Raw genomic sequence first — 13516 nt, 5'->3', positions numbered from 1 at the left:
CCGGATCAGCCGCCCAGAATCGCAGCTCCAGCCTTGGAGATCCACGAACCGCGATTCTCACGCGGTTCCAGTCCGCCAGACTGCAACAGGGCATAGGAATCCTTGTACCAGTCGCTGTCGGGGAAATTGTGCCCCAGAACGGCAGCCGCCGTCTGTGCTTCCGAAACAAGTCCCATGGCAAAGTAGGATTCGGTCAGGCGTGCCAGCGCTTCTTCCACGTGGCGCGTGTTGGGGTAGGTCTCCACGACACCGCGAAAACGACGCACGGCCGCCACATACTCACGCCGCTCAAGATAATACCGGCCAATCTGCATCTCCTTGCCAGCGAGCTGGTCGCGGGCAAAGCGGATCTTGGTCTGAGCGTCATCGACATATTCCGAATCGGGCCAGCGCTGCACGACCTCTTCCATCGCTTCCAGCGTGCGGCGCGCTTCGCGCTGATCCTGGGTCACATCGCGGATCTGGCGGAAATAGCTCATGCCCACCAGATACTGCGCATAGGCCGCATCTTCGCTGGTCGGATAGAGCGCGACATAGCGTTTTCCGCTATTGATCGCCTCGTCATACTTGCCCTGCCGGTAGTTGGCGAAGGTGTTCATCACCATCGCCTTGCGGGCGAATTCCGAATAGGGATGCTGCCTGTCGATTGCTTCAAATTTGGCGCTGGCTTCCTTCAGACGCCCGGCGTTCAGATTGGCCAGCGCCTGATTGTAAAGCACATCGGCAGAATCGGTCTGCTCCACATAGGTGGAAAGATCCAGATCCTTCTCCGCATTACAGGCAACGAGAAAGAGCGAAATGCCCAGCACGGAAGCCGTCGTCAGAGCGGCCCCTGCCAGTTCTGGTCATGCCGGCAACAAAGGTTGAATGCATTACGCCTCTCGCAGAACAGAAATCGATATCGGAACGCAGTCATAGAGCATATGACCGCTACGCGGCAACGCTATTGCCTGCCAATCGTACAATTTTGTGGCGCGTGAAGCGGCAGTTCCTGTGCCTACGCGGGAGCGCAGAGCTTTTTAGAGCGTCCAGGGAGCATAAACCGGAGCGCTTACGGCAACCATCTCGGCACGGCGCCCCTGCTCTCTCCGTGTCGTTTCCACGATCTCGTAAGCAGAGCGGTCGGTCAGAAGATGGCGAAGCGCAGCAGCGTTGAGCCGGTGTCCACCGCGATACGACCTGAAACAGCCGATGAAGCGAGCGCCCGCAAGCGCCAGATCTCCCACCGCATCGAGCATCTTGTGCCGGACGAACTCGTCGGGATACCGAAGACCTTCCATGTTGATGACCTGATGGTCATCACCGATCACGACCGAATTCTCGAGCGAAGAACCGAGCGCATAACCCGCAGCCCAAAGACGCTCCACGTCCTTGATGAACCCGAACGTGCGCGCACGCGCCACATCCTTGCGGAAATTCGCTGCGTTCAGATCCAGTTCAAGCGCCTGACGCCCGATTGCCGGCGTCTCGAAATCGATCTCCACCTCGAAACGGGTGCCGTCATAAGGCCTGAACTCTGCCCAGGAGCCGCCATTGTCGACCCTGACAGGCTTTACGACACGGATATAGCGCCGCTTAACCGCAAGCGTTTCGATGCCCGCCTGTTCAAACGCGTCCATGAAGCCGATGGCGCTGCCATCAAGAACGGGAACCTCGCTGCCATCAATCTCGATGGCGATGTTGTCGATACCAACGGCAAGAAGTGCAGCCATCAGATGTTCGACGGTTGCGACGAACTCTCCGTTCACGTCACCGAGAGCGGTACACAGGTCGGTCTGACAGACTTCGGAAGCAAGCGCGCGAATCACACGCCCCGTGCCCTCGTCATCGATTCTCTGAAAAACGATGCCAGTGTCCGGTTCCGCCGGAGAAAAGTGAATGGAGACGGGCTTTCCGCTGTGAACACCGATACCCGACAGGGAGCAGCGCGATTTGAGAGTCGTCTGATATTCGAGCAAAATGGTCCCCGTAAGCATTCTCAGCCTGCACACAATCGGTGCCAGCGGTTCCTGAGTTTCAGGACAGCACCCCCAAAATGCGTCCCACACCCCACCTGTAACTGGACGAAAGATAATGTTGCCGGATACAGAGTCCAAATCACGCTTTCTTACTTGATGTTACGCCATAAGAAATTTGCGAGCCCTGCATAACAGATTGAATTGTTTACTATTTTTTAAGAAAAAGGGGGATGCGTCGCATCCCCCTTATTTCGTTTCGTTACATTTTGTAACGCCTAGTTTGCTTGCCGGCGAAGGAACGCGGGAATCTCCAGGTGGTCGTCTTCCTGCACATTTCGCGTTTGCGTCGTCAGTCGTCCATGCTCGTCCAGTCGGCCCTGGCGCGGTGCATAAAGCTGCCCCTCATTCTCCGGCGCGCGGCGTGGCTGCGGGGCCGGAGCCTGGCGCAGCTTCGGCTCGCGCGGCTGCTCGATATGGCCCTGCTCTCCCTCACGGCGTGAAAGCCCATGCGTCAGGCGCTTGATAAGCCCCATCGGCCCACGGTCTTCATGCTCCTGGGTCTTGGCTTCCATCTCTGCCTTCACCACCGGTGGAAAATCTTCCACACGAGGCATGCGAGGTGCGGCGACGGGCTGTGGCTCTTCCTCGCGGCTGAATGGCATTTCAGGCTGCGCAGACTGAGCGGCCGGTGCGGGCGCAGGTTCGGACTGCATCTGCTGAACCGGCTTCGCAGCGGGTGCCTTCGGGGCGGGCTGCACCGGCTGGGCACCACGGAAAAGTGAACTCTGAGGCTGGAAACCACCATTGTTCACGGACGGGCGGGCAGCGGTTGCTGCTGCCGGGGCCGGCGCGGGTGCAGTTTCGGGCGCAGGACGCTCAGCCTGACGAATCGCATCGGCCACCGGGTCGGCCTGGGCGGCCACCTGCGGCTTCGTGCTGGCAATCGTGGCCGCAGGCCTCGGGGCCTCGACCGGGCGTGCCTGCTGGATCGGCCGCGTTGCGGTTGCCGGAGAAGAGATTTCGGCTGCGGACTTGTCAATGCCGGTGGCAACCACCGAAACACGGATCACACCCTCGAGATCCTCATCGAAGGTCGCGCCCAGGATGATGTTGGCATCCGGGTCCACTTCCTCACGGATGCGGGTCGCGGCCTCGTCCACCTCAAACAGGGTGAGGTCACGTCCACCGGTGATCGAGATGAGAAGACCACGAGCGCCCTTCATGGAGCTTTCATCGAGCAGAGGATTGGCAATAGCAGCTTCGGCAGCGGCCATCGCACGGCCCTCGCCCGAAGCCTCGCCCGTGCCCATCATGGCCTTGCCCATCTCGCGCATCACCGAACGAACGTCGGCGAAGTCAAGATTGATCAGGCCTTCCTTGACCATCAGATCGGTGATGCATGCGACGCCCGAATACAGCACCTGATCGGCCATGGCGAACGCGTCGGCAAAAGTGGTCTTGTCGTTGGCGATGCGGAAGAGGTTCTGGTTGGGAATGACGATCAGCGTGTCAACGCATTTCTGCAGCTCCTCGATACCGGCTTCCGCAGTTTTCATGCGGCGCTGGCCTTCGAAATGGAACGGCTTGGTGACAACACCGACGGTCAGGATTCCCTTTTCACGCGCCGCGCGCGCAACGACGGGTGCAGCACCCGTTCCGGTGCCGCCGCCCATGCCGGCTGTGACGAAGCACATATGGGTGGAGGACAGGTGCTCGACCAGTTCGTCGATGCATTCTTCGGCGGCGGCCTTGCCAACTTCCGGCTGCGAACCGGCACCCAGTCCTTCGGTCACGGCGGCACCGAGCTGGATCAGCTGCTCCGCCTTGGACTGCGTCAATGCCTGGGCATCCGTGTTGGCGACGACGAACTCGACGCCACGCAGGCCGGCATTGATCATGTTGTTGACGGCGTTGCCGCCCCCGCCCCCGACACCGAACACGGTGATGCGTGGCTTCAGCTCGGTAATATCCGGCTTCTGCAGATTGATAGTCATTGTCCTCGTCCTTTCCGCCTTTGCCGCCGCCTCGCCGCCGCGGTTGTCATTCGGGGCGCGCCCCCGCTAGAAGTTGCTTCTCAGCCACTGGCTGACGCGCTGAAACCGGCCACCAGTGCCGGTCGCGCGGGTGAATATGCCGCTCTTGCCGCTGCGGCCACGGTTTTCGAATTCCGCTACCTGCGGATAAATCAACAGCCCCACGGAGGCGGAGAATGCCGCCCCCTTGGCCGCCTCGGGCAGACCCGCCACCCCCAGCGGGCGTCCCAGCCGCACATTGCGGCCAAAAAGTCTGCGGGTCGCCTCGGGCAGCCCCACAAGCTGGCTTGCACCACCGGTCAGAACCACGCGGCGCCCGACAAGGCCGCCATAGCCGGAGCGGTTGAGCTTGTCGCGTGCCATCTCCAGCGTCTCTTCGATGCGCGCACGTATGATCCGCGTCATCACCGCACGCGGCACCTGAACAGGCTGCTCGGAAGGGTCCGCTCCCATCGGCTGGATCGACACGATATCCCGATCGTCGCTCGAAGACATGAGCGCGGATCCATGCATCACCTTGAGCCGTTCGGCATCTTCCACCCTGGCCGAAAGCCCCCGCACCAGGTCCATCGTCACGTGGTTTCCGCCAACAGGCAAAGCATCGGCCCACACGAACTTGCCCTCTGCGAACACGGAAATCGTGGTCGTGCCGCCACCCATGTCGATGCAGGCAGCTCCCATCTGCGCCTCATCATCCACCAGCGCGGCCAGACCGCTTGCATAGGGCGTGGCCACCATGCGCTCGACGGAAAGATGCGAACGGTTGATGCACAGTTCCAGATTGCGTAACGGCGCCGCATCCGCGGTCAGGATATGCATGTCGACGCCCAGTTCCGCGCCGACCATCCCGCGCGGATCACGAACGCCCCGTTCCGCGTCAAGGCTGAACCCCGTCGCCAGCGAGTGAACCACTTCGCGCTGGCTCTCCAGCCCTTCGCGTGCGCCCGCTGCAAGAACCCTATTGATGTCGGAGGCCGTAACCTCATGCCCGCCAAGGCTGATCGAAGCCGAAACCGTCTCGCTTCCCAGCCGCCCGGCAGAAACGTTCACGAGCAGCGAGTCCACCGTGAGACCTGCCATACGCTCGGCCGCATCGACCGCCAGCCGGATCGCTTCTTCCGCCCGGTCCAGATCGATGATCACGCCCGATTTGACACCCTGCGACTGCTGGTGACCGATGCCGATCACCTTCACCCGGTGCGTTCGATGACGCAGCGCCCGGCCCTCCTCGGCAGGCATCAGCCTGGCGATGATGCAGCAGACCTTGCTCGATCCGACATCCAGAACGGTGATGATGCCCGAGCGGCGCGCAGAGCTTTTCTTGGAATCGGACAGCCAGCTCATATCTGTGCCCCGCCCGCGATCCGCGCCTTGTAGCGCTCCCGCATCTTTTCCTGATGTGCCTTGGCCGCCTCTTGCGAAAGCCCGATCGCCATGCGGTCGGGAAGGCGCATGTCCACCGAGGTGATGTCGCGCGAAAGCAGTCCGTTCTTGCGATCAAGAGCCGCCAGCGTCGCCAGCGTCAGCTCCTCGCTGTGCTCGGGCAGCTTGATCGTCACACCATTCTTCAACCGCAGATCCCAGCGCCGGTCGCCGATGCGGATATAGGCGCGCACGGCATCGGCAATCGAGGGATGACGCGCAACCTTTGCAATGAACTCGGGCCCCGCCTCGCGCGCACCGACGCCGATCACCATCGGCAGATCCGCATGCCGCGCTCCATCGAAGGGCGCAATCACCGACCCGTCCTTCTCGATCAGCGAGAGCCTGTTGCCCTGCTGCCAGATCGCAAACGGCTTCTTCTCGACAATGTCAACCTCAAGCGTGGCGGGATAAACCTTCTTCACGGCCACGCCCTCGACCCAGGGCAGATCCGAAAGACGCTGCCGCGCCTCTTCCGCATTGAACCCCACGAGGGCCGTCCAGCCATTCAGTCCCACTTCCTGGAGCACATCGATCTCGGAGGTTTCCTCGTTTCCAACCACGTTGACCTGTGCAATCGCAAGCCCCGTGCGGGCGCTCACACTCTGCGCCACCTGCGGCAGATGCCCACCGGCAATCGTGCCATACACGGCCGTCGCGCACAGCAGAACCGCTGTCGCGATGCTTGCGCCATAGCGCGGCGCTTCCACCTCGCCTGCATTGACGCGATGCATAAACCGGGCCGGCCGGCGCAACCAGCGCGGCAGCACGACGTCGCCGCGTCTGCGTGCCAGGCTCCGGTATGACCCGGCCTCAGATGACGTCAGCGAGAACACGAGGCGTCCTCCACAATCCAACTCAACAATTCACCAAAACCAATTCCCGCCGCAGCGGCGATCTCGGGCACCAGGGAGGTCGGCGTCATGCCGGGCTGCGTGTTCACCTCCAACCAGACAAGCTCCCCATCTCCGGACTTGCTATCGTCAAAACGGAAGTCGGACCGGGAAACGCCCCGACAGCCGATTGCCTTGTGTGCCTTAAGCGCCAGTGTCTCTATTTTTTGGTAAATATTTGGTGAAATTTTTGCCGGGCATTCGTGTTTTGAGCCGCCTGGAACATATTTTGAGTCATAATCGTAGAAGGCATGACCAACCGGGATGATCTCCGCAATCCCAAGCGCACGATCCCCCATCACCGTGCAGGTGAATTCGCGCCCGGCAATGTAGCGCTCCACCATGACACGTTCGCCATACTGCCATTCGGGCGAACCGATGATCTGCGGCGGCGCGCCCTGCCCCTCGGCCACGATCACCACACCGAAACTCGACCCCTCATTGACCGGCTTCACAACGTAGGGCGGCTCCATGGGATGCTCGCCACCAAGCTCGAACCGGTTCACCACCAGCGCCTCGGCCACCGGAATTCCATGCGACTGCGCAATGATCTTGGCAAGCTGCTTGTCCATGGCAAGCGCCGAGGCGAGCACGCCTGAATGCGTGTAGGGAATATCGAGATATTCCAGAATCCCCTGAATTGCGCCATCCTCGCCAAAGGGGCCATGGAGTGCATTGAACGCAACATCCGGGTTGAGCTCCGAGAGAACCCGCGCAACATCGCGCCCCACATCCACCCGCGTGACGGCATAACCCTCGACTTCGAGAGCATCCGCGCAGGCTGCGCCGGAAGAAAGACTGACAGGCCGCTCGGAAGAAAAACCTCCCATCAGGACGGCAACGTGCTTTCTCTTCATTTCCCGGCGACCCCCTTGTCCGGCTGCCCGGAATTTCGGGCAATATGCTGCATTGGCCGAATAAGACCTCCCTGCAAAGGAAAGCCCCCGACCCGAACGCCGCGACTCAAATCAGTGATTACTTATGCCCCAAAGAATCAGAGCTTTGATTCCAAGGCAAGAGCCTGAGATTCCCCGGGATTCAATTTTCTGAAAATTTTACACTTCGTGAACGCAAACCACACAGGCGCGCAACTTGACAGAAGGGTCCCCCCTTCCCCCAAAACATTCAGACTGCCGCTGTCCCGTCCGGTCGAAAGGCAACGCCTGCTTCAGAGCATCTGCCCCAGCAACGGGTCGATCTCACGCCCCTTTCGGAACGCACCGATACGTTTGATCTCCCATTCCAGGCGAATTCCGGAATGCTCAAGAACCCTGGCACGGACGGTCTCGCCCAGATATTCGAGATCGTAGCCGCTTGCCGTGCCGGTGTTGATCATGAAATTGCAGTGCATCGGAGACATCTGCGCTCCGCCGATGGTCAGTCCGCGACAACCCGCCTTGTCGACCTCTTTCCAGGCCGAGGTGCCGGGCGGATTCTTGAAGGTCGACCCCCCCGTCTTTTCGCGCACCGGCTGCACCGTCTCGCGATGATGCTGCACGGCATCCATCTCTTTGCGGATTGTCTCGCGATCTTCCGCGTAGCCTTCCATCACCGCCGACGTGAAGATCAAATCGCCCGGCACCGATGAGTGCCGATAGGCGTATCCCATATCCGCATTCGAGAACACGTGAAGTTCACCCTTGCGGTCGAGTGCGCGCACCTCGACAACCCGATCCTGGGTTTCCACGCCATTGGCGCCCGCATTCATGCGCAGCGCGCCACCCAGCCCGCCGGGTATGCCGTGATAAAAGTGAAAACCGCCAATACCGGCTTCAAGGGCGGTTGCGGCAAGGCGCTTGTCGGGAATGGCCGCACCGGCGCGAATGCGCGTGTCCGAAATTGCCTCCGCCTGCCCAAACCCCTTGGCCGAAAGCCGCACCACAAAACCGCGAATGCCCCCCTCGCGCACGAGCAGATTGGAGCCGATCCCCACCATCGTAACGGGAATGTCTTCCGGTACCGCCTGCAGAAAAGCGGCCAGATCCTCTTCATCGGCAGGCTGGAAAAGCGCATCAGCCGGGCCGCCCGCGCGAAACCAGGTGATCTTGTCCATGCCCGCGTCCGGGGTCAGACGTCCCCTGAGACCCGAGAGACGGTCGCCAAGACGATCAAGCAGAGCCGCCCCGCTCATCCCTCCGCCCCCAGCTCGTCGGGAAGCGCATAAGCCCATTGTGTGATGTTGCCGGCGCCCAGATAGACGATGAAGTCGCCTTCCTGCGCCCACCCCCGCACAATCGGCCCCACCGCTTCCGGTCCCTCGATATGGGCGACATCGCGGTGGCCGGCGGCGCGGATGCGCGACACCAGCGCCTCAGACGAAACCCCTTCGATCGGCTCTTCACCCGCGGCATAAACCGGGGCGATCAATACCTTGTCCGCCTCATTGAAGCATGCTGCGAAATCGTCGTAGAGGTCGTGCAGGCGTGAATAGCGGTGCGGTTGTGCAATGGCGAGAATCCGTCCCCCGCAGGCTTCGCGTGCGGCCTTCAGAACCGCCCTTATCTCCACCGGGTGATGCCCGTAATCATCGAAGACGCTCACACCGTTCCACGTGCCCGTCAACGTGAAGCGACGCTTCACGCCGCCGAACCCAGCGAGGGCCCGCGCGGATTGCGTCATGATCGATGCCCAGTTCATGAGCCACGGCAATCGCCGCCGTCGCGTTCGACACATTGTGCTTGCCCGGCATGGGAAGACGCAGCCCATCCAGCCTTTCCTCCCCGCCCGTCTTGCGGTCGCGGAAAACAACGTCGAACACCGAAACCGGCCCATCCATCCGGTGATTGGCAAACCGAACATCCGCCTGCGGATTTTCGCCATAGGTGACAACCCGGCGGTCCTCGATACGGCTAACCAGCGCCTGAACCTCGGCATGATCGATGCACATTGCCGCAAAACCGTAGAACGGTACATTCTCGACAAACTGGCGAAACGCAGCGCGCAACTTGTCGAAATCGCCATAGTGATCGAGATGCTCGGGGTCGATATTGGTGATCACTGCGATCTCGGAAGGAAGCTTGAGAAAGCTGCCATCGCTTTCATCGGCTTCCACCACCATCCAGTCGCCATCGCCCATCCGGGCATTGGTGCCATAGGCATTGATGATACCGCCATTGATGACTGTCGGATCGAACCCGCCCGCATCGAACAGCGCCGCCACCATGGATGTGGTGGTGGTCTTGCCATGCGTGCCGCCAATGGAAACCGCCTGGCGAAACCGCATCAGTTCGGCCAGCATTTCTGCACGGCGCACGATGGGCAGATGCTTTTCGCGCGCGGCCACGAGCTCGGGATTGTCCTTGCGAATAGCCGTGGAAACGACGATGACTTCAGCCTCACCCAGATTGTTTGCCGCGTGTCCGACGAAAACCTCGATGCCCTTCTCGCGCAGGCGCACCACATTGGCGTTTTCCGCCTGGTCCGAACCCTGCACCTTGTAGCCCAGCGTATGCAGCGCCTCGGCGATGCCACTCATGCCGATGCCGCCGATGCCGACGAAATGCACGGTTCCGATCGTCTGCGGCATTTTCATGCGTGGCTTCCTTCTTTCACTGTTTTTGCGGATTGGCCGGAGGCAATAGCCTCAACCAGGTCTGCAAGCAACTCCGCCGCATCGGGCCTGCCGACACCGCGTGCTGCTTCCGCCATCCCTGCAAGACGTTCGGGGTCACACATGGCACCCTCGATCAGCTCCACGAGCCGCTCGACGGAAAGCGTCGACTGGGCATGGAGCTCCGCCCCACCTGCTCGTTCGAGCGCGGCCGCATTTGCGGCCTGATCGTGATCGAGTGCGTGCGGGTAAGGCACCAGAAAGGCAGGCCGACCAATCGCGGCAATCTCCGAAACGGTCGATGCACCCGAACGCGAGATCACCAGATGGCTTTCGGCAATCCGCCGCGCCATGTCGGTGAAGAAGGTTGCAATCTCCGCTTCAACCCCCAGCGCGGCATAAGCGGCGCGCACCTTGGCCTCATCCTCGGGCCTTGCCTGTTGGGTCACCACGAGACGACCGCGCAGTTCGTCGGAGAGCCCGGCAATTGCCTGAGGAAGTGCCTCAGAAAAAAACTGCGCTCCCTGGCTTCCACCGAAGACGAGCAGTCGGAAGGGTTCGCGCGCGCCGGCTTTGCGATAGGGCTGTCCTGCGGCTTCGACAACGGCCGGCCGCACAGGATTGCCCGTCGCAACGATCTTGTCGGCCAGAGGCCCCTCGTCCGGCAAAAAGCCTCCGGCGATGGCCTGCACCCGGCCTGCAAGTGCCCGGTTGGCGCGCCCCATGACGGCATTCTGTTCATGCAAAAGCGCGGGGATCCCGCGGCGCGAGGCGGCATAAAGCGGAGGCAGGGTCGGATATCCGCCAAACCCCACAACCGCAGCCGGTTTCAGGCGCTGCAAAAGCACCGAAGCCTGTTTCACGCCCCGCCAGATTGTCCAGGCCGATTTCAGCAGCGCGATCGGGTTTTTCGATCCGAATGTCGCGCTTTCGACAATGTGAGTATCCGTCTCGGAGAAGGCACTCGCAAAACGCGCCGCCCGCCTGTCGGTTGCCAGGTGCACCTGCCACCCGCGTACGCGCAATGCGTGAGAAAGGGCTTCGGCCGGAAAGAGGTGCCCGCCGGTGCCACCGGCGGCAAGAAGTACAGTGCCTTTGGTCATGTTTACCCCGTAACGGCTTCGCGCCCTGAAGGATAGGCGACCGGGCGCCGTTTTTCAGGTTTTCGACGGGTCAGCGCCAGAACGAAGCCCATGGCAATGGCAATCGCGATCAGCGACGAGCCACCATAGGAAATGAAGGGCAGTGTCATGCCCTTTGCAGGGAGCATGCGCACATTCACGCCCATGTTGATGATGGACTGGAAGCCGAACAGGATCACCAGACCGCTCACCGCGTAACGCGTGAAATCGTCGTCTTCGCGACGCGCCTTGGACAGTCCCCGCAGCACCACGAAGGCAAACAGGCCAAGAAGGATCAGACATAGAATGATGCCGAATTCCTCCCCCGCCACCGCGAACACGAAATCGGTGTGACTGTCGGGAAGAATCCGCTTCACGGTCCCCTCGCCCGGTCCTCGCCCGAACCAGCCTCCGCGGGTGATCGCTTCAATGCTCATGTCCACCTGATAGGTATCGCCTTCTCCCGTCAAGAAGCGATCAATGCGATCGGCCACGTGCGGAAAGACCGTATAGGCCATGAAAGCGCCACCCGCCCCAAAAAGGCCGAGAACGGCGATCCACAGCCAGGGCATGCCCGCAATGAAGAACATCGCTCCCCATGTGCCCAGAACCAGCATCGTCTGGCCAAGGTCGGGCTGCGCGACAAGAAGTGCGATGACAAGTCCAAGCAGAAGCATCGCAAACAGATTGCCGGGAATTTCAGGCTGACGCGCATGTTCATGGAATAGCCAAGCGCAAATGACGACGAAGGCAGGTTTGAGATACTCCGATGGCTGAACGGATATGCCGAAAATATGCAGCCAGCGACGCGATCCCTTGACCTCCATGCCGGCAAACAGCGTCAGCACCATCAGTGCGAGCGCGCCCACCAGCATCACGAGGGCGAGACGCCGCACCAGCCGCGGACTGAGGAACGAGACGCCGATCATCACGGCCACCGCCGGCACCATGTAGATGAGCTGTCGGGTCACAAAGTGAAAGCTCGACAGACCGATGCGCTCCGCCACAGCCGGGCTGGCAGCAAAGGAAAGAACAACGCCCAGCCCCATAAGCAGAAGAAACGCGCCGAGAAACCAGCGGTCGATGGTCCACCACCAGTTGGCAACGGCACTTCGGTCCGTGCGGCTCACCATGTCACATGCTCCCCATCATCTCGGTGCCGGCAAGCGAGCGCACCGCTTCGCGAAAGGCATCGCCACGCACCTCGAAATTTCTGAACTGATCGAAACTCGCACAGGCCGGCGAAAACAGAACCACCGCTTCTGGCGCGGGATCGCTTTCGGCATCGCGCGCCGCATGCTCGACGGCCTTGTCTATGGTACCCGAAATCTCGAATGCCGTCGCCTCCCCGATGGTGGCAGCGAAAGAAGGTGCGGCCTCTCCCACCAGATAGGCTTTTGAGATCCGCGGAAAGAGCGGCTTCAGGCTCTCTATGCCGCCCTCCTTGGGCAGGCCACCGGCAATCCAGTAGATCCGCTCAAAACTGGCGAGCGCCCGCTCGGCCGCATCGGCATTGGTCGCCTTGGAATCGTTGACGAAGAGCACCCGTCCCCTGCGCGCCACCTGTTCCATGCGGTGAGCAAGGCCCGGAAAGCTGTTGAAGCCGGCCTGGATCTCCCGGTCCGAAAGGCCGCAGTCGAGACAGGCTGCGAGTGCGGCAAGCGCATTCTGCGCATTGTGCGCCCCCCTCAGCGAGCCAATCCCTTCGAGCGTGGCAAGCCTTTCGGAAACGCCACCCAACGCGCGCATCAGATTTGTACCCTCGGGATAAAAACCATCCGAGAGCGATGACGTCGCCGAGATGCGCTGCACTCTCCGTCCAGCCCTCTCCAGCCGGTCGGCAATGTGCCGGCAATCGGGATCGTCGACACCGACAATCGCCAGCCCGCTCTTGGCCACCAGCCGTTCCTTGATGCCGGCATAATTCTCGAAGGAGCCGTGGCGATCCAGGTGATCCGGCGACAGATTGAGCAAGATGCCGATAGATGGATCGAGCGTCGGCGCCAGATCGATCTGGTAGGATGAACACTCCACCACGAAATGCCGCCCCGCTTTCGGCGCGTCCAGCGTCATCACGGCGCGGCCGATATTGCCGCCCATCTGCGTATCGCGCCCCGCACTCTTCAAGACATGGGCGATTAGCGCCGTCGTCGTCGATTTTCCGTTGGTGCCCGTAATGGCGATGAAGGGGGCATCGGGCGCATGCGACCGACGCTCGCGTGCAAAGAGCTCCACGTCTCCGATGATCTCCACACCTGCTGCCCGCGCCAGGTCCACGCTCCAGTGCGGGCGCGGATGCGTCAGCGGCACGCCCGGCGAAAGCACGAAGGCATCCAGCTTTCCCCAGTCTATCTTCCGCAGGTTTTGTGTCGGCACGCCCTCACCCGCCGCCCGCGCCACACTGTCGGGATTGTCGTCGAACGCCGTTACCCGCGCGCCCCCGGCCATGAGCGCATGCGCCGTGGCGATGCCCGAGCCGCCGAGCCCGAAAAGAGCGATGGACCTGTCCTTGAAAACCGAGGCCGGGATCATGCGTTTC

The 13516-nt window shown here is 61.4% G+C and carries 10 protein-coding genes and 1 pseudogene; all 11 read right to left on the bottom strand.

From position 1 onward, the window contains the following. Nucleotides 1-5 precede the first annotated feature (5 nt). The 11 genes and pseudogenes from AB2N04_RS09735 to murD all read right to left on the bottom strand — a co-directional run bounded on the left by AB2N04_RS09735 (nucleotide 6) and on the right by murD (nucleotide 13509). The gene (locus tag AB2N04_RS09735) at nucleotides 6-809 is read right to left on the bottom strand and encodes an outer membrane protein assembly factor BamD (protein ID WP_367718580.1); all 804 of its coding nucleotides are present in this window, start codon (nucleotides 807-809) and stop codon (nucleotides 6-8) included. A gap of 210 nt (nucleotides 810-1019) precedes the next feature. Beyond that, complete coding sequence (gene lpxC / locus AB2N04_RS09730; RefSeq protein WP_367718579.1) at nucleotides 1020-1976, bottom strand: UDP-3-O-acyl-N-acetylglucosamine deacetylase; 957 nt, start codon at nucleotides 1974-1976, stop codon at nucleotides 1020-1022. Nucleotides 1977-2233: 257 nt separating this feature from the next. Further along, on the bottom strand, nucleotides 2234-3952 hold the full coding sequence (gene ftsZ, locus AB2N04_RS09725) for a cell division protein FtsZ (RefSeq protein WP_367718578.1): 1719 nt from the start codon (nucleotides 3950-3952) through the stop codon (nucleotides 2234-2236). Between the two features lie 66 nt (nucleotides 3953-4018). After that, on the bottom strand, nucleotides 4019-5335 hold the full coding sequence (ftsA, locus tag AB2N04_RS09720) for a cell division protein FtsA (protein WP_367718577.1): 1317 nt from the start codon (nucleotides 5333-5335) through the stop codon (nucleotides 4019-4021). Further along, nucleotides 5332-6249, bottom strand: a complete 918-nt coding sequence (locus AB2N04_RS09715; protein ID WP_367718576.1) for a cell division protein FtsQ/DivIB — start codon at nucleotides 6247-6249, stop codon at nucleotides 5332-5334. The genes ftsA and AB2N04_RS09715 overlap by 4 nt, the downstream gene beginning before the upstream one ends. Next, complete coding sequence (locus AB2N04_RS09710; protein ID WP_367718575.1) at nucleotides 6237-7163, bottom strand: D-alanine--D-alanine ligase; 927 nt, start codon at nucleotides 7161-7163, stop codon at nucleotides 6237-6239. The genes AB2N04_RS09715 and AB2N04_RS09710 overlap by 13 nt, the downstream gene beginning before the upstream one ends. 311 nt (nucleotides 7164-7474) lie before the next feature. After that, nucleotides 7475-8437 (bottom strand): UDP-N-acetylmuramate dehydrogenase, encoded by a 963-nt coding sequence (gene murB / locus AB2N04_RS09705; protein ID WP_367718574.1) that lies wholly within the window; start codon nucleotides 8435-8437, stop codon nucleotides 7475-7477. Then, a pseudogene (murC, locus tag AB2N04_RS09700) lies at nucleotides 8434-9838 on the bottom strand (UDP-N-acetylmuramate--L-alanine ligase). The gene murB and the pseudogene murC overlap by 4 nt, the downstream one beginning before the upstream one ends. Then, a complete protein-coding gene (gene murG / locus AB2N04_RS09695; RefSeq protein ID WP_367718573.1) occupies nucleotides 9835-10959 on the bottom strand; it encodes an undecaprenyldiphospho-muramoylpentapeptide beta-N-acetylglucosaminyltransferase in 1125 nt (374 codons plus the stop codon). Before murG ends, murC begins: the two are co-directional and overlap by 4 nt. Before the next feature lie 2 nt (nucleotides 10960-10961). Continuing rightward, nucleotides 10962-12110: a putative lipid II flippase FtsW gene (gene ftsW, locus AB2N04_RS09690; protein WP_367718572.1), complete on the bottom strand. Its 1149-nt coding sequence runs from the start codon at nucleotides 12108-12110 to the stop codon at nucleotides 10962-10964. Nucleotide 12111: 1 nt separating this feature from the next. Further along, nucleotides 12112-13509, bottom strand: a complete 1398-nt coding sequence (gene murD, locus AB2N04_RS09685; RefSeq protein WP_367718571.1) for a UDP-N-acetylmuramoyl-L-alanine--D-glutamate ligase — start codon at nucleotides 13507-13509, stop codon at nucleotides 12112-12114. Nucleotides 13510-13516: the final 7 nt, after the last annotated feature.

The organism is Nitratireductor sp. GISD-1A_MAKvit (assembly GCF_040819555.1).
Classification (GTDB): Bacteria; Pseudomonadota; Alphaproteobacteria; order Rhizobiales; family Rhizobiaceae; genus Nitratireductor.
The sequence above is the reverse complement of the archived record's forward strand: the minus strand, read 5'-3'. Positions and strand labels throughout refer to the sequence as shown.

Bases quoted from the DNA above. Each gene is read 5' to 3' on its own strand.
- lpxC (WP_367718579.1), bottom strand. From the start codon at position 1,976: ATGCTTACGGGGACCATTTTGCTCGAATATCAGACGACTCTCAAATCG.
- ftsZ (WP_367718578.1), bottom strand. From the start codon at position 3,952: ATGACTATCAATCTGCAGAAGCCGGATATTACCGAGCTGAAGCCACGC.
- ftsA (WP_367718577.1), bottom strand. From the start codon at position 5,335: ATGAGCTGGCTGTCCGATTCCAAGAAAAGCTCTGCGCGCCGCTCGGGC.
- AB2N04_RS09710 (WP_367718575.1), bottom strand. From the start codon at position 7,163: ATGAAGAGAAAGCACGTTGCCGTCCTGATGGGAGGTTTTTCTTCCGAG.
- murB (WP_367718574.1), bottom strand. From the start codon at position 8,437: ATGAGCGGGGCGGCTCTGCTTGATCGTCTTGGCGACCGTCTCTCGGGT.
- murG (WP_367718573.1), bottom strand. From the start codon at position 10,959: ATGACCAAAGGCACTGTACTTCTTGCCGCCGGTGGCACCGGCGGGCAC.
- ftsW (WP_367718572.1), bottom strand. From the start codon at position 12,110: ATGGTGAGCCGCACGGACCGAAGTGCCGTTGCCAACTGGTGGTGGACC.
- murD (WP_367718571.1), bottom strand. From the start codon at position 13,509: ATGATCCCGGCCTCGGTTTTCAAGGACAGGTCCATCGCTCTTTTCGGG.